This window comes from Actinoplanes sp. CA-015351 (assembly GCF_050955685.1).
In the GTDB taxonomy this organism is placed as follows: Bacteria; Actinomycetota; Actinomycetes; order Mycobacteriales; family Micromonosporaceae; genus Actinoplanes.
In genome coordinates this window covers 5271594-5291260 of record NZ_CP192102.1, presented here as the reverse complement: position 1 = coordinate 5291260, position 19667 = coordinate 5271594, and the positions used below count along the sequence as shown (strand labels likewise).

Genomic DNA, 19667 nt, shown 5'->3' with positions numbered 1-19667 from the left:
GCCCTGGCGTCAAGCCGGCTCGGCGGTGCCGGTGTAGAAGGCGTAGGTGTTGTCCGCCCGGCGGAGTGCCTCCTGCGGCTTCTCGCCCGCCGCGATGTCGGCGGCCGCCCACGCGTCGCTGCTCTGTTTCATGAAGAGCGCGCCGCCGATGCGCAGCTCACCGGAGACCGGCAGGAACCACCGCTCGATCCGGGACGGCTCGGTCACCACGGCCCACAGGTCGTCGAGGCCGGTGTCGTAGACCTGGCTGATCGTCAGCTCGCGAGCCTCACCGGCCTCGAGCACGCGGGGGCCGAGCTCCCGGCGTACCCGATTGATCTGTTCTTTGGTGTCGATCATGTGCGCTCTCCCTCGATGCGTCGCTGGCGCTTGCCGCGGGCCACCTCGGTCGCCATCGCGGCGAGGTGCGGCGTCCAGAACCTCCGGAAGGGCGCCAGCCACTCGTCGACCTCGCGGAGCGCGGAGTCGTCGACCGCGTAGAGGCGGCGGGCGCCGTCCGGGCGCACGGTGGCGAAGCCGTTGTCGCGCAGCACCCGCAGGTGCTGGGAGACGGCGGGCTGACTGATGCCGAACTCCGCCCGGATGGCGGCGGTCACGGCGCCGGAGGTCTGCTCGCCGGCGGCGAGCAGCTCGAGGATCCGGCGCCGGACCGGGTCACCGAGCACGTCGAACGCATGCACGGAATAACCTTACGCTTATATAAGTGAAACCGGGTACCGGCCCCTTACAACCGGTACCCGGAGCTTGCATTCGACGATCAGGCGCGGATCCGGCTGCGGATCAGTGCGCCGGACTCGGTCAGCGAGCCGGTCCCGGAGAACGAGCCGGCGTTGCAGGTGCCCGGCTTGAGCGCGGCACTGCCCTCACCCGCGTCGGAGAAGGTCCAGTTCGCATAGGAGATCTTCAGCCGGTCGAGCAGGTCGAGCCACGCGGTGGTGCTTGCCGTGTCGACCGCGCCGCCGCCGGTGTAGTCGACCGAACCGAACTCGGTGACGAACAGCGGGATCGAGGCGGCCGCCTTCTCCACCTCGGCACGGTAGTTGTCCTTGTGCGACGCCGCGTAGAAGTGGAACGCGTACATGACGTTCGCCGCGTTCACCGGGTTGCTGACGATCTCCGACGAGGTCGAGCCCTCGGAGACGCCCAGCGAGGACCAGCCGCGGCTGCCGACGATCACGACCGCGTCCGGGTCGTTCGCGCGGATCACCGGGATGACCTGCTCGGCGTAGCTCTTGATCTGCGCCCAGCTCACGCCGTTCGGCTCGTTCGCGATCTCGTAGATCACGTTGTTCTTGGACGCATGCTTGGCGGAGACCTCACGGAAGAAGGTCTTGGCACGCTCCAGGTTGTAGTTCGGGTCACCGGGCGTGAGCGTGTGGAAGTCGATCAGCGCGTAGAGTCCGCGCGCCGTGGCCTTCTCGACGAGGTTGTTGACCTGTGAGGTGAACCCGCTCGGGTTGGTCTCGTAGCCGCCCTCCTGGACGTACATCGAGATCCGGAACAGGTCCGCGTTCCACTCGTTCGCCAGCACGTCCAGCGAGGAATCGGTGTAGCAGCTGGGGAACCACTGCAGACCGTGCGTGCTCATGCCCTTCAGCTGGACCGCCGCGCCCTGCGCGTTGCAGAGCTTGGTCCCGCAGACCTTCAGCTGCCCGTTGATCGCGACCGGGGTGGTCCCGGCAGGAGGTTGTGTCACGCTCGGAACAACGCTGGGTGACACGCTCGGCGACGCTGTCACGCTGCGCGAGGCGCTGGGCGAGGCGCTGGGCGAGGCACTCGCGCTGGGCGGCGAACTCGGCGAAGAGCTGGGAGAAGAGCTCGGCGAGCCGGTCGCGCTCGACGACGTGGGTACGCCCAACCCGGTGCACGCCTTACCGTTCACGAGACAGCTCGTCGGCCGGCCGGTCCCGTTCACGATGAACCCGAAGCTGGTCGCTGCTCCACCCGCGATAGTCGCGTTCCAGCCGGCCGGGGTGAACGTGTACGTGTTTCCGGCCACGCTCATCGATGAGCTCCAGGCCTGGCCGACAGTGGTTCCGGACGGTAGCGTCAGCTCCACCTTCCAGGTGCTGATCGACGACGACGACTCGTTGCTGACCGTCACCTGGCCCTGGTAACCGCTGTTCCAGGAGTTCGTGACGGTGAACGTCGCGGTCTCCGCGCCGGCCGGCAACGCGAAGAACGCGGTCGCCGACGCGACGGTCACGGCGAGCGCCGTGGCCAGGAGGACTTTGGATCTGCGTTTCACTGCTACACCTCGGGGGATGGTGTGGGGGGAGAAGGGCATGGGAGCGCTCCCAAGGGTCCCGACTGTAACCCGACCATCGAGGTGTGTAAAACCGGGCCGGCCACTGTGAACAGCGGCCGGCCCGAAAATGTCAGTCCTGTAGCGCTACCGGTACCGGCTGTAGCTCCAGGCGTACCGCGGTGCCCGGCGTCAGCGACGGCAGCTGCCCGCTCGGCACCTGGGCCACCACGAGCTGATCGCCGGCCGTCACGGTGACCCGGCTGGTCGGCCCGAGGAAGCTGGCGGTCAGCACCGTCGCCTCCGATGTGGCGTCCGGGGTGACCCCGACCGCCTCCGGCCGGACCAGCGCGGTCACCGCCGGGTCGCCGGTGTGCGGCGTGACCAGCGGCAGCCGGGTGCCGAGCACCTCGACCACGTCACCGTGGACGGTGCCGGCCAGGCGGTTGCTGAGCCCGACGAAGTCGGCTACGAACGCGGTCGCCGGCTTCTGGTAGATCTCGGCCGGCGCGGCCAGCTGCTCCAGCTTGCCGGACTTCATCACGCCGACCCGGTCGGCCACCGCCAGGGCTTCCTCCTGGTCGTGCGTCACGAACAGCGTCGTGGTGCCGACCTCGGTCTGAATCCTGCGGATCTCGTCGCGCAGCTGTACGCGTACCTTGGCGTCGAGAGCCGAGAGCGGCTCATCCAGAAGGAGCACCTGGGGTTCGATGGCGAGGGCGCGCGCCAGCGCGACCCGCTGCTGCTGGCCGCCGGAGAGCTGATGCGGGTAACGGTTCGCGAAGCCACCGAGCCCGACCAGGTCCAGCATCTCGGACGAACGCTTGGCAGCGTCCTTGCGGCCGCGCAGCCGCAGGCCGAACTCGACGTTGCGCTGCGCGTCCAGGTGCGGGAAGAGGCTGTACGCCTGGAAGACCATGCCCATGCCACGCTTGCTGGCCGGCAGGGCGGTGACGTCCTTGCCGCCGACCAGCACCCGGCCGGCGTCGGCGTCGTCGAGGCCGGCGAGGATCCGCAGCGCGGTCGTCTTGCCGCAGCCCGACGGCCCGAGCAGCGCGATCAGCTCGCCCGGCTCGATCCGCAGGTCCAGGTTGTCGAGGGCGTGCGTCGCGCCGAAGGTCCGGCGCAAGCCCTCCAGATGCACGGCCACGCCGGTCATGACTTCTCCTTGGCGGTCGTCCGGCGGTCGCCGAACAGGGACAGGACGATCAGCAGGACGAACGCCAGCAGCAGCGCGGCGAGCGAGACGGCAACCGACATGGTGGCGCTGCTCTTGCCGAGGTAGTCGATGGCGACCTGCAGATTGGTGCGGTGCAGCAGCGACGCGATGGTGAACTCGCCGAGCACCAGCGCCACGGTGAGAAACGCCGCGGAGAGCACTGCCGAGCGGATGTTCGGCAGCACCACCCGCCAGATCACCGTCATCCAGCCGGACCCGAGGCTGCGCGCCGCCTCGGCCAGCGTCTTCACGTCGATCGCGGAGAGCCCCGCGTCGATGGCGCGATAGGCATAGGGCAGAACCAGGATCGTGTACGCGAAAACGAGCGTCAGCGACGAGCCGCCGATGAGGTAGTTGACCCAGGCGTACACCGGTGCGAGGCCGACGACCAGGACGATCGCCGGGATGGTGAGCGGCAGCAGGCAGAGGAACTCGACGAGCGGCCGCAGTCCCGGCAGCCGCAGCCGGACCCAGATCGCGGTCGGCACCAGCAGCACCAGCATGAGCAGCGAGGTGAGCGCGGCCTGGCCGAGCGAGGAGACGATGCCGTTCGCCAGGTCCGGGTACGTGGCGCTGAGCCGCGGCCAGTCCACCAGCAGCGGCCAGGTCTCGGCGTTGCGGGTGCTGAACTCGACCATCGCGGCGAGCGGGAGCAGGAAGAACGTGCCGAGCACGATCAGCACGGTCCAGCGGAAGGCGCGCTGTTTGCGGGCGCGTCTGAGAGCTAGCCCAGCCACTTGGCGGTCCTTTTCTGGAGCAGGGCGTACAGCGTCATCACGACCGCCACGACGATGACCATGCCGAGTGCCATCGCCTTGCCAAGGTTCGCCTGGCCGAGGACGACCTCGCTGGTCAGCGCGCCGCGGATCTGCAGGGGCACGATCGGGCTGCCCTGGCTGACCAGGGCGGCCGCGGTCGCGTACGCGGAGAAGGCGTTCGCGAACAGCAGCAGCGCCGAACCGAGGAACGCCGGTGCGAGCAGCGGACCGGCGACCCGGGTCCAGTACTGCCAGGTGCTGCCGCCCAGGCTCTCGGCGGCCTCTCGCCACTGCGGCCGGATGCCGTCCAGGGCGGGCAGGAACACGATCACCATGAGCGGGATCTGGAAGTACGTGTAGACGAGTGTCAGGCCGGGCAGCTCGAAGAGCCAGACGCCATTGGCGTACAGATCAACGCCGTGCTCGGACAACCAGAGGGTGACGAAGCCGGAGAGGCCGATGGTCGCCAGGAAGGCGAACGCCAGGGTGACACCGCCGAACTGCGCGAGCACGCCGGCCGCCGAGGTGACCACCCGGCGCAGCACGCCGTCCGGTTTCGCGGTGACCAGGGCGTAGGCGAGCACGGCGCCGAGCGCCGCGCCGATCAGCGCGCTCATCGCGGAGAGCGCGATGCTGCGGCCGAAGGCCTCCACGATGTACGCGTCGCCGAGCGAGCGCACGTTGGACAGGGTGAACCCGCCGTCGTCCGAGGCGAACGCCCCGATCACCACGACCAGCGTCGGGATGATCAGGAAGATCGCCACGTAGGCGAAGAACGGGACCGTGCCGATCAGGGCGGCGCCCCGCAGGCGTGGCCGCTTGGCCACGCGCTGCGGAGCTGCCGAGATGACCTCAGCCAATGGCCTTGGCCCAGTTCGCGGTCAGGTATTCCTTCGCCTTGGTGTTCTGCGCCTCGGCCGGGATCACCGGGGTGCCCTCGACCTTCGGCAGCGCGGCGAACAGCGCCGCGTCGATCGTGCCGGCCTTCTGCATGGCGTCGGCACGGACCGGGCGGGCGCCACCCTTCAGCCACAGGTTCTGGCCCTCGTCGGAGTAGAGGAACTCCTGCCACAGCCGCGCGGCGGCCGGGTGCGGGGCGTCCTTGCTGATCGCCTGGGCGTAGTACGAACCCAGCACCGAGCCGGACGGCAGGAAGACCTTCCAGTTCGGGGTCTTCGCCGACTGGGCCGCGTTCAGGTAGTCCCAGTCGAAGACGACAGGGGTCTGTCCGGACTCGATGGTCGCCGAGGTCGGGTCGACCGGCAGGAAGTTGCCGGCCTTCTTGAGCTGGGCGAAGAAGTCGACGCCGGCCTTGATGTCCTCGACGGTGCCACCGTTCGCGATCGACGCGAGCTGCACGCCGCCGAACGCCGCGCCGGCCTGGGTCGGGTCGCCGTTCAGCGCCACCTTGCCCTTGTACTCGGCCTTCAACAGGTCGGCCACGCTGGTCGGGGCCGGCACCTTGGAGCTGTCGTAACCGATCGACATGTAGCCGCCGTAGTCGTTGACGTACGCGCCGGTGGCCTCCTTGAGGTCGGCCGGGATCTCGTCGAACTTCTCGGTCTTGTACGGCGCGAAGAGCGCGGTGTTCGCGGTCGCCACGGACATGCCCAGGTCGAAGACGTCCGGCGCGGTGTCCTGGCCCTTGAGCTGGGTCGCGGCGTTGATCTCGTCCTGGCTGGAGCCGTCCGGCTGCGCCGAGTTGACCTTGATGCCGTACTTGTCGCCGAACGCCTTGATGATCTCGCCGTAGTTCGCCCAGTCCGGTGGAAGCGCGATGACGTTGAGCGCACCCTCCTTCTTGGCCTCGGCGATCAGGGCGTCCAGGCCACCGAGGTCGGCCGCGCTGGTGGCGGTCGCCGCGCTGCTGGACGAGGCGGCGGACTCCTTCTCGGGCGGGGAGCACGCTGTGGAGAGCGAGACTATGGTCGCGGCCGCGAGGGTCACCGCGGCCGTGCGGGAAAACGTGCGCACTGTTGTTCCTCCTTCTGCGCCACCGGTAACGATGTGCGCTGGTGGATCATGAAAGTGCTGGGTTGAGGGCAGGCGTACGGCAGGGAACCGGACGGCGACATTTGGCCGCGACAGGGTTTCCTTCGCCTGGACCTCGGGTGAAGGGGGCTCTTTCCGCACCTTCCCACGTCGCCGCCGTGATCGAAAGTGATCTTTGATTACAAGACGGAGAAGGGCCCCGCGCCTCCTGGCGGGGAGGAACGGAGCCCTTCGAGGTGCCGGCCGGTTTGCTGGGGACAAGTCCGGCCGGCGGGGGTGCTGCCGGTTAGTGGGCCGGGCCTGAGGATCGGTTGCCCTGCTGTGACGCGGGTCTCGTCACCGGGCGGCGACCATCTCCCGGGTGGTCACGGCCTGCTCGGCCAGGACGCTGCTGATCATCGTCTGGGTCTGGTTGATCTGGTCGACGATCGCGCCGATCGCGGCCAGCGACTCGACCACGTTCTCGGCGTCGGTCTGGATTGCGGTGATCAGCGCGGTCACGTCCTGGGTGGCCCGGGCGGTGCTCTGCGCCAAGTCCTTCACCTCGGTGGCGACCACCGCGAAACCGAGGCCCGCCTCGCCGGCCCGGGCCGCCTCGATGGTCGCGTTCAACGCCAGCAGGTTGGTCTGCCCGGCGATCGAGGTGATCACCTTGACCACGTCGCCGATCTTGGTGCTGGACGCGGCCAGCCGGCCCACCATCGAGTTCGCCGCGCTGGTCACCGAGGTTGCCTGGCCGGCCACCACTGTCGCCTGCACCACATTGCGCTCCACCTCCTGGATCGAGCTGACCAGGTCGGATCCGGCGTCGCTGAGCCGGGCCGTCTCCCGGATCCGCTGCAGCGCCTGGGATACCAGGAACGCGGTGTTGCGCAGGGCGGCGGCCCGGCTCTCGGACAGGGCGACCCGCTGCGTGGAGAAGAAGTCCAGCGTGCCGATCACCTGGTCACCGACCACCAGGGGCAGGCAGACGCCGGATTTCACGCCGACCCGCTGGGCGGCTGGTGCGCGTACGCAATCGGAGACCTCGGCGAGATCCGGCACGAAGACCATGTCCCGTGCCTGCCAGGCGCGGCCGGCCAGGCCGACGCCGGGAGCGAAGCTCGCGGCGTGCGTGACCTCGCGGAACTCCGCGCCGGCGTCACCGGACTCCAGGCCGAAGACGAGCGCGCCACGGGCCGGGTCGACCGACCAGAACGAGCCGTACGCCCAGCCGAACTCGCGGCGGATCGTGTCCAGGGCCTCCCGGATCACCACGTCCTCGCGGTACGCCGCGGACACCTGCCGCAGCACGGTGTTGACCGCCGCGAGGTCCTCGGCGGCGGCCGCCTGCCGCTCGGCCTCGGCCACCCGCTCCATCGCCTGGGAGACCAGCATCCCGATGCTGCGCAGCGTCTCGAGACGCTCCCCGGACAGCTCCACCGTGGACGTGGCGAAGAAGTCCATCGTGCCCACGACCTGGCCGTCCTCGGTCAGCGGGAAGCAGACGCCGCTCTTCACGCCGACCTTCGTCGCGATCGGCGCGCGTACGCAGTCCTTGACCTGGCCGATATCCTCGACGAAGACCAGGTCCCGGGTACGCCAGGCGCGCCCGGACAGGCCGACACCCTCGGCGAACGACGCCGACAGGGTGACCGCGCGGAACTCCGGGCCGGCGTCACCCGACTCCACGGCGAAGCGCAGTACCCCCGCCTCGGGGTCGATCCGCCAGTACGAGCCGTACGCCCAGCCGAAGCACTGCCGGACCGCGTCCAGCGCCGCCTGCGCCGCGGTCGCGGAGCAGTTCGAACTCTGCAGAGCCCGCACCACGGTGATCACCGCGGCCGCGTTCTCGCGCGCCTCGGCGGCCACGGCAGCGTCGCTGGCCTGCTGGTTCCGGCGGTTCGTCCACGCCATCGTGATGCCCATGCCTGAGTCTTCGGCGCTGCCAGAGGTCCGGTGAGCCGCACGGATAAGGTCCTGCCTTTGTCGCTCCCGGCCCGCACCTCTGTGGCAGACTTCCGCTCGACCTTTCGAACGCGCTGCGAGGTAATGGCATCGGTGTCCGTTTCTGATCCTTGGTGGGCACCCGGCCGGATCGCGTCTCTGCTCGGCGCCGGCGGCATCGCGGTGCACCTCGCCCTCGCCGGAGAGCACGCCGGTCACGCGCCGGCTGTCCTCGCCGGACTGGCCGTTCTCGCCCTGGTCTGCCTGCCGTGCGGGTTTCAGCTCTGGAAACGGCCGTCGGACCGGGCGGCGTGGACGAGCCTGCTCGCGCTCAGCGGGCTGATGACGCTGCTGCACCTGGGCATGCGGCCACAGGGAGCGATGCTGTTCGCGGTGCTCGCGGTGCCGGTGGCGCAGTTGCTGCTCGGTTTCACCGTGATGGTCAGGCGGGCACAGGCCGCGCCCGGCCGATCGCCGGCCTGACCCCGGCACGGTTCCCAGCAGAGAGCGCAGCATCCGCGCGCAACCGGGCGAGAGCCAATTCCAGGTGACCGGACCCCCTCTTGACGGCGACCGGATCCACCGACATAGTCCGTATCCATGAATGTGACGTTGTTCCGTTCTTGGAAACAGCGGGCCGCGGCGATCTCGGCTGCCCTCCTCGCTGTGACGTTTGCCGCGGCTCCCGCGGCCGCTGCGACCACGGCGGTCGCCAGCTATACGACGACCATCAACGGCGACAGTGCCGACGTGTACTACCCGACGACCGGGACCCGGCTGTCGGTGGCGCTCTTCCTCCAGGGCGCCAACGTCGACAAGTCCCACTACTCCACCTATGCGTCGACTCTCGCCTCGTACGGGTTCGTCGTCGCCGTCCCCAACCACACCCGATCCCTGTTCGGCGTGAGCGGCCTCTACCCCGAGGGCGCGCAGGCCGGCTGGGCTGTCGACTGGGCCGACGCCGAGGACGACAATCCGGCATCTCCGCTCTACAAGCGCATCAACGAGAACGAGCTGGTCCTGGCCGGCCACTCGTTCGGAGCCGCCACCGCGCTGAGCATCAGCGCCGGGCTCTGCATCATTCCGTTCTGCGCGATCGCGAACATCGCGCCGAGTGAACTCGAAGCGGTCGTCACCTACGGCGGTAACAACGTGCTCTACGGCACCGACCTGGTGCTGCCGGTTCTCAACACGGTGCCGGTCGGGTACATCCAGGGCACGGCGGACGGGGTGGCCACCACGAGTGAGGGTCAGACCACGTACAACCTGACCGCCGGCACGCCGAAGGCCTTCATCCAGGTCGCCGGCACCAACCATTACGGCATCACGAACGGTCAGAACCCGGCAGGCGCGCTGCCGGACGCCTCCGCGCAGACGCTGAACCAGGCCGTCGGCGTCGAGACGATCGCCCGCTGGTCAGCTCAGTGGCTGCTCGCCCAGACCGGCGACAGCGCGGCGAAGAAGTACGTCTACACCACCGGCGACGCCGCGGACGCGAACGTCACTGTCACGTACGTCAAGTAGGTCCTTCTGTTCACTGCGCGGCCGCACCCTCTAGGTGCGGCCGCGCCGGCCGCGTCGCACCCCGTGGGGTACGGGCATCGGCGCCACCAGATCGTCCGGCCACACCGCCCGGACCGCCCCGAGTGCCTCCCACTCCACGGCGAGCTCACCGAGCTCGGCCGCTGCCTGGGTCACCTGCTCGTCGGGCCAGGGAAGGTCGCCACCGTCGAACGAGGTCCACGCGTCCCGGACGAGCGCTGTCACCCGGCCGGCGTCACCGTCCTCAACCGCCTGATGCACCACCCCGGCCAGCAGCTCGGCCGTGGTGAGCGAACGTTTGTGCGCTTCCAGCAGCAGTTTGCTCCGCAGCGCCGCGTCGTGACGGGGCTTGCCGCTGATCAGTTTCATGTTCGAGAAGACTCCACCGGCCGCGATCGCACCGAAGACACCGTCGCTCAGGCCGAGGGTGCGCTCGGTGGCGAAGTGCGCGAGGTCGTGGGGAACCCGATGTTTCCGGTCGTAACCGGGTAGCTGGAGGACCACCCCGTCGCCGCGGTGCACCGTGGCGACGGTCGAGCCGGTACCGCTGTGCGCGAACAAGACCAACATTTCGTCATGCTGCCAGAGGCCGGCTCCGCCGGTCATCGCACGGAAGTGACTATTGCACCCCTCGCTGATTCATGCGTCCGCCTACTGTCGAATGATGCGGATCTTGCTGAAGGACGCGCCGGCGGCAATCCGGGCCGGCGTCAGCGTGGTTACGCCGCTGCTCGTGGTCCTGCTGCTCGACCGCCCGTACTGGTCGATGTACGCCGCCTTCGGCGCGTTCACCTCCCTCTACGGCCGCACCCGCACCGGCCGCGGCCGTTTCATCATGCAGTCCGGCGCCGCCGCGGCCCTGGTCCTGGCGGTCGCCCTCGGCGTGCTGATCAGCGTCCTCGACGCCCGCACCTGGCTGGCCGTGCCGATCGCTGCCCTGATCGCCGGCGCCGGAACCGCCCTCGCCACCATCGCCGGCTGGCACCCGCCCGGCGCCCTGTTTCTGGTCTTCGCCTTCGGCGCCGTCGCGTCCGTGCCGCACCATCTCGCCGACCTGCTGCCGGCGCTCGGCGTCGCCGCCGCCAGCGCGGCGTTCTCCCTGCTGGTGGGCGCGCTCCACACGTCCGGTCCAGCCCCTCCCCGGGTACGCGTAAAGCTGGCGCACACCGTCCCCGCTGCGGTCGCGTGCGCCGCCTCGGCACTGGTGGCCGGCACGATCGCGACGGGTTTCGGCATCGGCCACCTGTACTGGGCCACCGTCGCGGCGGTGGCCCCGCTGTCCGCCCGAGGCAGATCAGCCCAACTGGTCCGGGCTGCCCACCGCATCACCGGAACCCTGGCCGGCCTGGTCCTGGCGGCGGTGCTGCTGGCGCCGGGCTTCGGGGCGTACCCGGCCGTGGCGATCCTCGCCCTCCTCCAGGTGGCCGCCGAACTGGTGGTAGCCCGCAACTACGGCCTCGCGATGCTCTTCATAACCCCGCTGGCGCTGCTGATGAACCAGGTAGCAGCCCCACGCCCCGTCGCCGGCCTCCTCTGGGACCGTGGCCTGGAGACGCTGATAGGCGTACTCATAGCCGGCGCCACCATCCTCACCACCCACCACCTCACCAAACCCCCCTGAACGCCACACACAACGGCGCTGTCCGGCCCGCGTGCTGAGTCGGGGCGCGCCTCGCACCCGAAGTCATCACGCGGTGGCGCCGTCCGGCCTGTGTGTTGAGTTGGGGCGCGTCTCGCACCCGAAGTCATCACGTGGTGGCGCTGTCCGGCCTGTGTGTTGAATTCGGGTGGGGCTCCGCCGAGCCGGCGCTGCGCTGAGTACCAACCGGCGCTCACCGCTGACCCTGCCGGCTACATAGGCCGGTGTTCTAGCGAGCCGTCGCCCAGCATCCCGAGTGGCACGAGCCGACCAGTCCGTGATCTTGGAGACCGCTAGCTGCGGAGTGTTACGCGCTGTCACGGCGAGGCAGGCCGGTAGCCGATGTGTGGAGCCTACTGGGGCCCCCAGGCACCGCCAGTTTCCAAGATCGGCCCGTGATGCCCGCGGTCACGACACGCAGAGCGACAAAAACGGTCGCCGGTGAACCGCGCTCCGCCGCGCTCCGCCGCGCTCCGCCGGGCTCTGTGGGGCCGGCTCCGCCACAGCCAGCCCCACAGTGTGTTGATTTTGGGTGCGATACGAACCTGGAGTCGACACGCAGCAGCCGTTTCGTGGCGTGCGTGTGGACATGGGGTGCGGATCGAACCCTAAATCGACACACTGGACCGTAAGTCGACACAGTGGGCTTCGGTCGTGTGGTCGTTCCATCAGCGCCGGACGAAACGGGCTGGGTGTTGGTCGCGGCGGCGGAACCTGTGAGTTTCGGGTCGGTCCAATGGCGTAACCGCACACCGTCGTCTACTGCAGGGAATTGATCAGCAGGGTCAGCGCTGGTTGAACGCCGCCGAGACAGCACCCATGACCAGCCCGCCCGCAGCCGGGCCACCGCCCGCCGCTCGGCGCCCGCCGCCGCCTATCGCCCAGCGGCTGGCGCTCACGGCTGTACTGCAACGTTTCAACACGACCGTAAGCGCCAGCCGGGCCAGCCGGGCCAGCCGGGCCAGCCGGGCCAGCCGGGCCAGCCGGGCCAGCCGGGCCAGCCGGGCCAGCCGGGCCAGCCGGGCCAGCCGGGCCAGCCGGGCCAGCCGGGCCAGCCGGGTCCCGGGGCTGCGCTGCGAGGGGTCGGTGGATGTGGGGGAGGGCGCCGTCACGATGTGGCGGCGCCCTCCGGGGAACGTGTCAGCTGGCCGGGTGGCCGTGCGAGCCGCCGCCGGCTGAGCCTGCGCCGGTGTTGGCCGGGGTTGCCGGGGTGGCGAGTGCGCCCTTCAGCCGGCTCACGGTGTAGACCGCGTGGGCTGCCGCGTCGCCGAGTTCGCTCAGCGAGCGGTTGTTGATGTTGGTGATGTCGTCGCAGGCCGCGTGGTAGCACGCGTCGTAGGGCTCGCCCGCGACGCCGCCGTATTCCGCTGCCTGCTCTTCGGTCTTGACGCCCTCGGCTCCGCTGAAGAGGCCGCCGGCCGGGATGCCGACCGCGATGAACGGGCCGTAGTCGGAGCGGCCGTCGAACGCCGTCGGGTCGCTGGCGAGGCCCTGCGCGGCGAAGTAGTCGTTGAAGACCGCTTCGATCTCGCCGGAGCCGTCCGGGCCGGCGGTGCCGGTGTCCGAGCCGTCGCCGTCGTAGACGAACCGCACGTAGTTGGGTGAGCCGACCATGTCGAAGTTCAGGTTCGCGTAGATCTTGGCCTGCTGGGCGGCGTCCAAAGAGCCCACGTAGTGCTCGGAACCGAGCAGGCCCGCCTCCTCAGCGCCCCAGAACGCGAACCGCAGCTTCTGGTTCGTCTTCACCTTCAGCTTCGCGGCCTGCTCGGCGATCTCCAGGATCGTGGCGGAACCGCTGCCGTTGTCGTTGATGCCCGGGCCGGCGGTGACCGAGTCGAGGTGGGCGCCGACGACGAGAACCCGGTTCGGGTCGCCGCCCCTGCTGTCCGCGATGATGTTGCTGGTCGTCGCCTCCGGGTCGATGAACGTGCTGGTCTGCACGCGTACCGTCACCGCGCCCGCGGACGAGGCCGCGGCGAGGGCGTTGCCGTCGGCGAAGCTGAGACCCACCACCGGCAGGTCGAACGGCTCGCCGAGGGTGCCGGTGAGCAGCACGTCGCGGCCCGGCTGGCCCTCGTTGAAGATGATCACCGCGTCGTACCCGGCGGCCTTGGCGTTCTGCGCCTTCACGATGAAGTTGCAGCCACCACGCTGGACCAGGGCGATCTGCGTGACGGTCGCCGACGCCGGAGCGAAGTCGGCGGGCGCGCAGCCGGCCAGCGACGACGGATCCGGCGTGGGCGGGAGCACGTTGTTCAGCGCCGGGACCACCGCTCCGGTGACGTCGCCGGTGCCGGAGAAGTCGAATGTGTGTGTCTCGTACGCCGGACCGGCCGGTGAGACCCGGGTGAGCTGCGCGGGAGCCAGCTCGTCGAAGAACGGGAAGATGAACTTCTGCTCGGTGACCCGGTAGCCGGCCTTCTTGAGCGTCTTCTTCACGTATGCGGCACTCGCCTCGAAGCCGGGCGTGCCCGAGGCGCGGGTGTCGTCGTTGCGGTCGGCGATCTTCTGGAACGCCTTCAGGTGGTCACGGACGCCGGAGACGGTGACCGCCTCGCGCAGGCGCTTGGAACTCTCGGAATGGTGCCCGCCACCGGCGGCCGCTGGTTGTGCGGCGACCGCGACGAGCATTGTCGCGATGACGGGGATGGCCAGTTTTCGCAACGAAACTCTCCTCCGTGCGATGGTCGCGATCCCCGCCGGAACCGGCGTGAGCCCGCGACATCGAGGGTTGTCAGCGTCGCTGAGATTAACCCGCTTGGATGCCTGCGGGAAGCGGAACCGAGCTGGTTGTGCACCGGCGTGTCACTCTTGGTGCAGCGGGAACGCACCAAACCAGGCGGAGGACGGCATGTCGGAAGCGCGGCCAGGCAGCGAGACCTTCGAGTACGCGGGCGCCACCGTCGAGATTGTCGACGCTGTCACCCTGCTCGCGGCGGCCCGGGTGAACCCGGTCGAGCTGCTGCGGCGGTCGACGTGGCCGTCGCCGGTGCAGAGAGTGGACATGACGGTGTCGGCCAACGGCGAGAACCACGTGTTCACCGCCCGGATCTCGGCGGGCGCGGAGCCGATGTCGACCGAGCGGATGCGCCAGCTGGTGCTCGGCCAGGACCCGATCGGACTGCTGCTCTCGAAACGGATCGCGGCCGGCGACCCGGTCGCCACCCGAATCGTCGACGGTGTCGGCACGGCGGCCGCGGCCGCGTACCGGAAATTGGGTCTTGACCGGCCCAGCGGGCCGGCGGCCGAACGCGAACCGGGAGTGCTCGCCGACGCCGTGGTGGGTTTGCAGGCGACCGTGACGTACGAGGAGAGCGGGACCGTCGCGCGGCTCGAAGCGCGGATGCCGCGCGACGAAGCCGGCGCCGGCCACCTGCGCGCGTTCGTCACGCTGACGCTGCAGGCGGTGCTGGAGATCAGCGGACCGGACACGCTGACCGGCCGGCACTACGTGGTGAGCCGGGAGACCGTGTCGAGGACGCCGGTGACCACCCAGGCGGTCACCCTCGACATGGTCGGTGGCCTCGGCGACGTGGTGTCGGAGCTACGCCAGGTGGCGGTCTCCTTCCGCCATCCCGAGGCGATGGCACGCTGGGGGGCACGCCGCCCTCAGGGCATTCTGATGTACGGGCCTCCGGGCACCGGCAAGACGATGCTGTCCCGGGCCCTGGCGAACGAGATCGGCGCCGACTTCCGGGAGATCCGCACCCCGGAGATCCTGGACAAGTGGCTGGGCGGCTCGGAACGCAACATCAAGCAGATCTTCCGGGATGCCCGTCGCTACCGGGTGCCGACGCTGATGCTGTTCGACGAGTTCGACTCGATCGTCAGTTACGCGGGCGCCGGTGGCGACGCGGCCAGCCAGGCGCTCAACGCGGTGGCCGGCATCTTCAAGCAGGAGATGAACGACCTCATCGAGGCGAACCCGAACGTGCTGGTCGTGGCGACCACGAACTTCCCGCACCGGGTCGACGAGTCGCTGATCCGGTCGGGCCGGTTCGACATCAAGGTCAGCGTTCCGAAACCGGACGAGACGGCCCGCTCGGAGATCTTCCGCAAGATGGTCCGGGCGCTGATCGCGGCGCACGAGACGCCCGGGTTCCGGATGTTCGCCGAGGATCTGGACTTCGGGGCGCTCGGGGTGGCGGCGACCGGGATGACCGGCGCCGACATCAAGGAGGTGCTGCGCCGGGTCCAGCTGACCAAGGCGATGCAGGACGCCCGGGGCGGGGGAGCGGACCCGATCAGCCAGCAGGAGCTGCTCACCGCGGTGCGCGAGCTGCGCGGAGCTCCATGACGGCTCAGGGCTCCCAGACGCGCACGTCGGCGAAGCAGGCGTAACCGCGTTCGTTGAGCGGGTCGTCATCGTTGTCGGACGCCGGCTGGAAGTCGTTGTCCCGGACCACGCCGAGCACGATCCGCCCGCTGTCGTGGCCGGTCGCCGGCAGCTGTGCGCGCAGCGGCCCGCCCCCGTCGAGGTCGGCGTCGATGTACGAGCCGCGGGCCACGATGGTGAGGGTGGTCCAGCCGAGGTACCAGGTGTCCGGGTTCATCGGTGTGCTGACGATCGGCGTGACCCGGCCCTCGTTCTCGGCCGCCACCGCCAGGGTCCCCTGGCAGGCGGTCACCCGGTACGCGCCGGTTGCCGTGGCGCGTACCCAGACGGCCGCGCACTCGCCCTCGTCGGGGACGGCGATGCTCACCGCGATGATCGGGTCGGCGAACCATTGGTCCGGGCCGGTGCAGCGCTGGTCGGCGACGGCCGACCGCCGCGCGGTCAGCCCGTCCGGCGAGAAGACGCAGGCGGCGGCCGGCATCCATGCGCCCGGGCCGCGCAACGGATCGGCGACAGCGAGGGTACGGAACGGGTCCGCGGCCGGCCGGGCGACCCGCCAGTCCATCGCGGCGGCGCCGGCCCCGGCGACGGCGAGCACCAGCGCGGCGAGTCCGGCGATCACCGCGGTGTTGCGCAGGACCGCGCGCCGCCGTCGCCGCCGGGCCACCCAGGCCCACGCCTCGGCGGCCTCCTCACCTTTCTCGGTCACGGCGTCGGCGTTGTTGCGCATGGCGAGGGCGGCCCACTGGACCTGCGGCTGTTCGGTGAGGTTGGCGCCCACCGCCAGCAGCCGGCCGAGCAGCTCGTGCGCGCTCGGCCGGCTGGCCGGGTCCTTCGCCAGGGCGGCCGACACCAGGTCGCGCATCGGCCCGTCGAGACCGTCCAGGCCGGGCGGCTGGGTGAGGATGCGCGCCGCCGTCGCGACCGGTGAGTCCGCCGCGAACGGTGTCGTCCCGGTCGCCGCGTACGCCACCAGCACCCCCCACGCGAACACGTCCATGGCCGGGCCGGCCGGCACCCGCGACTCGCCGGTGTCGAAGCGTTCCGGCGCCATGTACGCGATGGTCCCGACCATCTGATCCGGCCTGGTGTGCTCGGTCGGCGCCTCGGCCGCCCGGGCGATCCCGAAGTCGATCACTTTCGGGGTGCCGAGGGACAGCAGCACGTTCGCTGGTTTCAGGTCCCGGTGGATCACTCCGGCGCTGTGGATCGCGGCCAGCGCGGTGGCCACCCCGATCGCCACGCTGTGCAGGGCGCCGTCCCGCAGCGGACCGTCCCGGCGGACCATCTCCTCCAGGCTGGCGCCTTCGACATATTCGACCACCAGGTACGGCGTCGGATGCTCGGGGTCGGCGTCGAGGACCGCGGCGGTGCAGAACGGCGGCACCTGCCGGGCCCGGCGGACCTCGCTGCGGAACCGGGCGCGGAACGCCGGGTCGGCGGCGAGCTCGGGGCGGATCAGTTTGATCGCGACCCGCCGGTCGTCGGCGTCGTGCGCCAGGAACACCGCGCCCATGCCGCCTTCGCCGAGCCGGGCGCGGAGGTGGTACCCGCCGAGGCGGCGCGGATCGTCCGGACGCAGGGGTGTGCTCACGGCCCCGCACGCTACAAAGGCCGGCCCAGCGGCAAACCGCGATATGTCAGATCTTACTGGTGGATGCCTCATTGCGCGCGAACTCCGGTACCTGCGCCGGGTGGCCGAAGTGGTACCCCTGCGCCCGCCGGTACCCGATCCGGTACAGCTCCTCGGCCTGCTCCGCGGTCTCCACGCCCTCGGCCACCGCGACCAGGCCGAGGCCGTTGGCGACCTGGATCAGCGACGTGGCGATCACTGCGTGCCGGCCGGCCAGGGTCACGTTCTCCACGAACGACTTGTCGACCTTGAGTACGCGTACCGGCAGCGTCTGCAGCAGGCCGAGCGACGAGTGGCCGGTGCCGAAGTCGTCCAGGGCGATCTCCACGCCGAACTCGGTCAGCTCGTGCACGGCCCGGACCGCCGCGCCGCCGCCGAAGACCGCGGTCTCGGTGACCTCGACGACCAGCTCGTTCGGGGCCATCCGGGTCTCGGCCAGCACCGCCGCGACCATGCCGGCGAACCCGGGCTCGGCCAGCTGGCGTGCGGAGACGTTGACACCCATCCGGCGGGGTGCGACACCGCGGCGGCGCCACTCGACGTGCTGGGCGCAGGCGGTCCGCAGGATCCATTCGCCCAGTTCGACGATGAGGCCGGTGCGCTCGGCGACCGGGATGAAGTCGCACGGGCTGATCAGGCCGCGTTCCGGGTGCTGCCAGCGGATCAGGCTCTCGACGGCCTCCACCCGGCCGTGCGGCAGGTCCACGATCGGCTGGTAGACCAGGAACAGCTCGCCGGAGTCCAGGGCGGCGCGTAGTTCGGCGCTGAGGCGGGCCTCCTCGCCGGCCTGGTCGTCGAGGACGGCGGCGTACCGCCGGTGCCGGCCGCCGTCGGCCTTCGCCGCGTACATCGCGACGTCGGCCCGGCGGAGGACCTCTATCGCGGCATGGCCGACCGAAGGGAGGTCATGATCGCGTGGGTGTCGTCCGGGTTTCCCGGGGAGGCGGAACAGGCCGGTGTCGTCGGCGATGCCGACGCTGGCGCCGACCAGCAGGTCCTGACCACCCGCCCGGACCGGCCGGTGGATCGCGGCGCGCAGGTGACCGGCCAGGTCCTCGGCGGCGTCCGCGCTGATGCCGGGCAGCAGCACGGCGAACTCGTCGCCACCCATCCGGGCCGCCAGGGCGCCGGCCGGCAGCTCGGCGCTGAGCCGCTGCGCGACCACGACGAGCAGCTCGTCGCCGACGGCGTGGCCGAACCGGTCGTTGACCGCCTTGAAGCCGTTGAGGTCGAGCAGCAGCACGTGCGGTGAGCCCTCGGCGAGCGCGGCGGTGAGCCGGCGTTCGAAGCGGCGCCGGTTGGAGAGCCCGGTCAGCTCGTCGTGCATGGCCAGGTCCTCGAGCTGGCCGGCCTGCGCCTGCACCTGCTTCACGAAACCCCAGGTGCGGGCCAGGACCAGCAGGAACAGGGTGACTGCCCCGGCGCCGATGCCGGCCCACGCGATGTTCGCCGGGTCCTGGACGCCCTGCATGACGAGCAGGCCGGGCGCGAGCAGCGAGCAGGTGGCGAGGATCGCGAGGCGGCGCCCGCCGACCCGGTTCGCCTCGACGCCGCTGCGCGGCCTCTGGCGCATGCTGGGATGCAGCGCGGCGGCCGCCCAGCTGATGTACGCCATCAGGAACCCCGAGTCGACGAACCCACCGGTGTACTCCGCCGAGCTCGACATCGTCGTGTAGATGAGATCGCAGGTCAGCATCAGCATCGCGCCGATCGCGAGCAGCCGCAGGCTGGGTGTGCGGTTCTCGGCGCGGGTCAGCATCCGGGCGGTCGCTGCGGTCAGCAGCACGTCGGAGAGCGGGTACCCGATGGTGACGAGCCGTTCCAGCACCGGCGATCCGGCGTCCTCGAGCGTCGGCCCGACCACGAACACCCAGTAGACGAGCCCGATCCCGGTGGAGATCACCGCGGCGTCGATCAGGCCACCGCGGTCCCGGTCGCCGCTGCCGCGGCCGAGCCGCGACAGACCCGCGAAGAGCATCGGGTACGCGCAGAGATAGAGCGCGTCCGCCCAATACGGGTACGGGTACTCGCCGAGCCACAGCTCCGTCACGTCGTACGTGATGTCCCCGGCGACGAAGATCGCCACACCGCTCCCGAAGAGCAGCCAGGCACCGCGGTGCTCCGGCCGGTTCCGCAGGATGCCCACGAAGAGCATCAGCACCGACGAGACGCCGACGGTGTTGACGTAGATCTTCGCGGGCACGCTGTCGTCGGGCACGAGCGGGAAGCACAGGGCAGCGATGATCGCCACCACCAGCCAGCCCGACCAGAGCTGAACCCGAACGTTCCGCACGACTGGAGATCGTCCCAGGCCGCCGGACTCTGAGGATGACCCGGGTTGCAGGGTGGGCGCTCAGCAAATACCGCCCGGTGCCGA

General features: G+C 70.3%; 17 protein-coding genes. 4 read left to right on the top strand and 13 right to left on the bottom strand.

The window, feature by feature from the left end:
• Nucleotides 1–9: 9 nt before the first annotated feature.
• The 8 genes from ACQP2E_RS24280 to ACQP2E_RS24245 form a co-directional block, all read right to left on the bottom strand.
• Complete coding sequence (locus tag ACQP2E_RS24280; protein WP_433825241.1) at nt 10–339, bottom strand: hypothetical protein; 330 nt, start codon at nt 337–339, stop codon at nt 10–12.
• A complete protein-coding gene (locus ACQP2E_RS24275; RefSeq protein WP_433825240.1) occupies nt 336–680 on the bottom strand; it encodes an ArsR/SmtB family transcription factor in 345 nt (114 codons plus the stop codon). The genes ACQP2E_RS24280 and ACQP2E_RS24275 overlap by 4 nt, the downstream gene beginning before the upstream one ends.
• 77 nt (nt 681–757) lie before the next feature.
• The gene (locus ACQP2E_RS24270; RefSeq protein WP_433825239.1) at nt 758–2287 is read right to left on the bottom strand and encodes a cellulase family glycosylhydrolase; all 1530 of its coding nucleotides are present in this window, start codon (nt 2285–2287) and stop codon (nt 758–760) included.
• A 91-nt stretch (nt 2288–2378) separates the two neighbouring features.
• A complete protein-coding gene (locus tag ACQP2E_RS24265; RefSeq protein WP_433825238.1) occupies nt 2379–3404 on the bottom strand; it encodes an ABC transporter ATP-binding protein in 1026 nt (341 codons plus the stop codon).
• Entirely contained in the window at nt 3401–4201 is an 801-nt protein-coding gene (locus tag ACQP2E_RS24260; protein WP_433825237.1) for an ABC transporter permease, read from the bottom strand. The genes ACQP2E_RS24265 and ACQP2E_RS24260 overlap by 4 nt, the downstream gene beginning before the upstream one ends.
• On the bottom strand, nt 4189–5049 hold the full coding sequence (locus tag ACQP2E_RS24255; RefSeq protein WP_433825236.1) for an ABC transporter permease: 861 nt from the start codon (nt 5047–5049) through the stop codon (nt 4189–4191). Before ACQP2E_RS24255 ends, ACQP2E_RS24260 begins: the two co-directional genes overlap by 13 nt.
• 25 nt (nt 5050–5074) lie before the next feature.
• Entirely contained in the window at nt 5075–6196 is a 1122-nt protein-coding gene (locus ACQP2E_RS24250) for an ABC transporter substrate-binding protein (RefSeq protein ID WP_433825235.1), read from the bottom strand.
• A 354-nt stretch (nt 6197–6550) separates the two neighbouring features.
• Nucleotides 6551–8122 (bottom strand): GAF domain-containing protein, encoded by a 1572-nt coding sequence (locus ACQP2E_RS24245; RefSeq protein WP_433825234.1) that lies wholly within the window; start codon nt 8120–8122, stop codon nt 6551–6553.
• Nucleotides 8123–8254: 132 nt separating this feature from the next.
• On the opposite strand from ACQP2E_RS24245, the gene ACQP2E_RS24240 reads away from it, so the two are divergent.
• Nucleotides 8255–8623, top strand: a complete 369-nt coding sequence (locus ACQP2E_RS24240) for a hypothetical protein (RefSeq protein WP_433825233.1) — start codon at nt 8255–8257, stop codon at nt 8621–8623.
• Nucleotides 8624–8740: 117 nt separating this feature from the next.
• Entirely contained in the window at nt 8741–9664 is a 924-nt protein-coding gene (locus tag ACQP2E_RS24235; RefSeq protein ID WP_433825232.1) for an alpha/beta hydrolase family protein, read from the top strand.
• 30 nt (nt 9665–9694) lie between these two features.
• Here the strand turns inward: ACQP2E_RS24235 and ACQP2E_RS24230 are convergent, their stop codons facing one another.
• Nucleotides 9695–10252, bottom strand: a complete 558-nt coding sequence (locus tag ACQP2E_RS24230; RefSeq protein WP_433825231.1) for a hypothetical protein — start codon at nt 10250–10252, stop codon at nt 9695–9697.
• 94 nt (nt 10253–10346) lie between these two features.
• Here ACQP2E_RS24230 and ACQP2E_RS24225 point away from each other — a divergent pair, with 94 nt between their 5' ends.
• Nucleotides 10347–11303 (top strand): FUSC family protein, encoded by a 957-nt coding sequence (locus ACQP2E_RS24225; protein ID WP_433825230.1) that lies wholly within the window; start codon nt 10347–10349, stop codon nt 11301–11303.
• An 803-nt stretch (nt 11304–12106) separates the two neighbouring features.
• Here ACQP2E_RS24225 and ACQP2E_RS24220 read toward each other — a convergent pair.
• A complete protein-coding gene (locus ACQP2E_RS24220; protein ID WP_433825229.1) occupies nt 12107–12433 on the bottom strand; it encodes a hypothetical protein in 327 nt (108 codons plus the stop codon).
• A 28-nt stretch (nt 12434–12461) separates the two neighbouring features.
• Entirely contained in the window at nt 12462–13985 is a 1524-nt protein-coding gene (locus ACQP2E_RS24215; protein ID WP_433825228.1) for a M28 family metallopeptidase, read from the bottom strand.
• 187 nt (nt 13986–14172) lie between these two features.
• Here ACQP2E_RS24215 and ACQP2E_RS24210 point away from each other — a divergent pair, with 187 nt between their 5' ends.
• Nucleotides 14173–15618, top strand: coding sequence for an ATP-binding protein (locus tag ACQP2E_RS24210; RefSeq protein WP_433825227.1), 1446 nt, complete (start codon nt 14173–14175; stop codon nt 15616–15618).
• Nucleotides 15619–15622: 4 nt separating this feature from the next.
• On the opposite strand, the gene ACQP2E_RS24205 is transcribed toward ACQP2E_RS24210, so the two are convergent.
• Nucleotides 15623–17251, bottom strand: a complete 1629-nt coding sequence (locus tag ACQP2E_RS24205; RefSeq protein ID WP_433825226.1) for a serine/threonine-protein kinase — start codon at nt 17249–17251, stop codon at nt 15623–15625.
• A gap of 46 nt (nt 17252–17297) precedes the next feature.
• Nucleotides 17298–19583 (bottom strand): putative bifunctional diguanylate cyclase/phosphodiesterase, encoded by a 2286-nt coding sequence (locus ACQP2E_RS24200; protein ID WP_433825225.1) that lies wholly within the window; start codon nt 19581–19583, stop codon nt 17298–17300.
• Between the last annotated feature and the right edge of the window lie 84 nt (nt 19584–19667).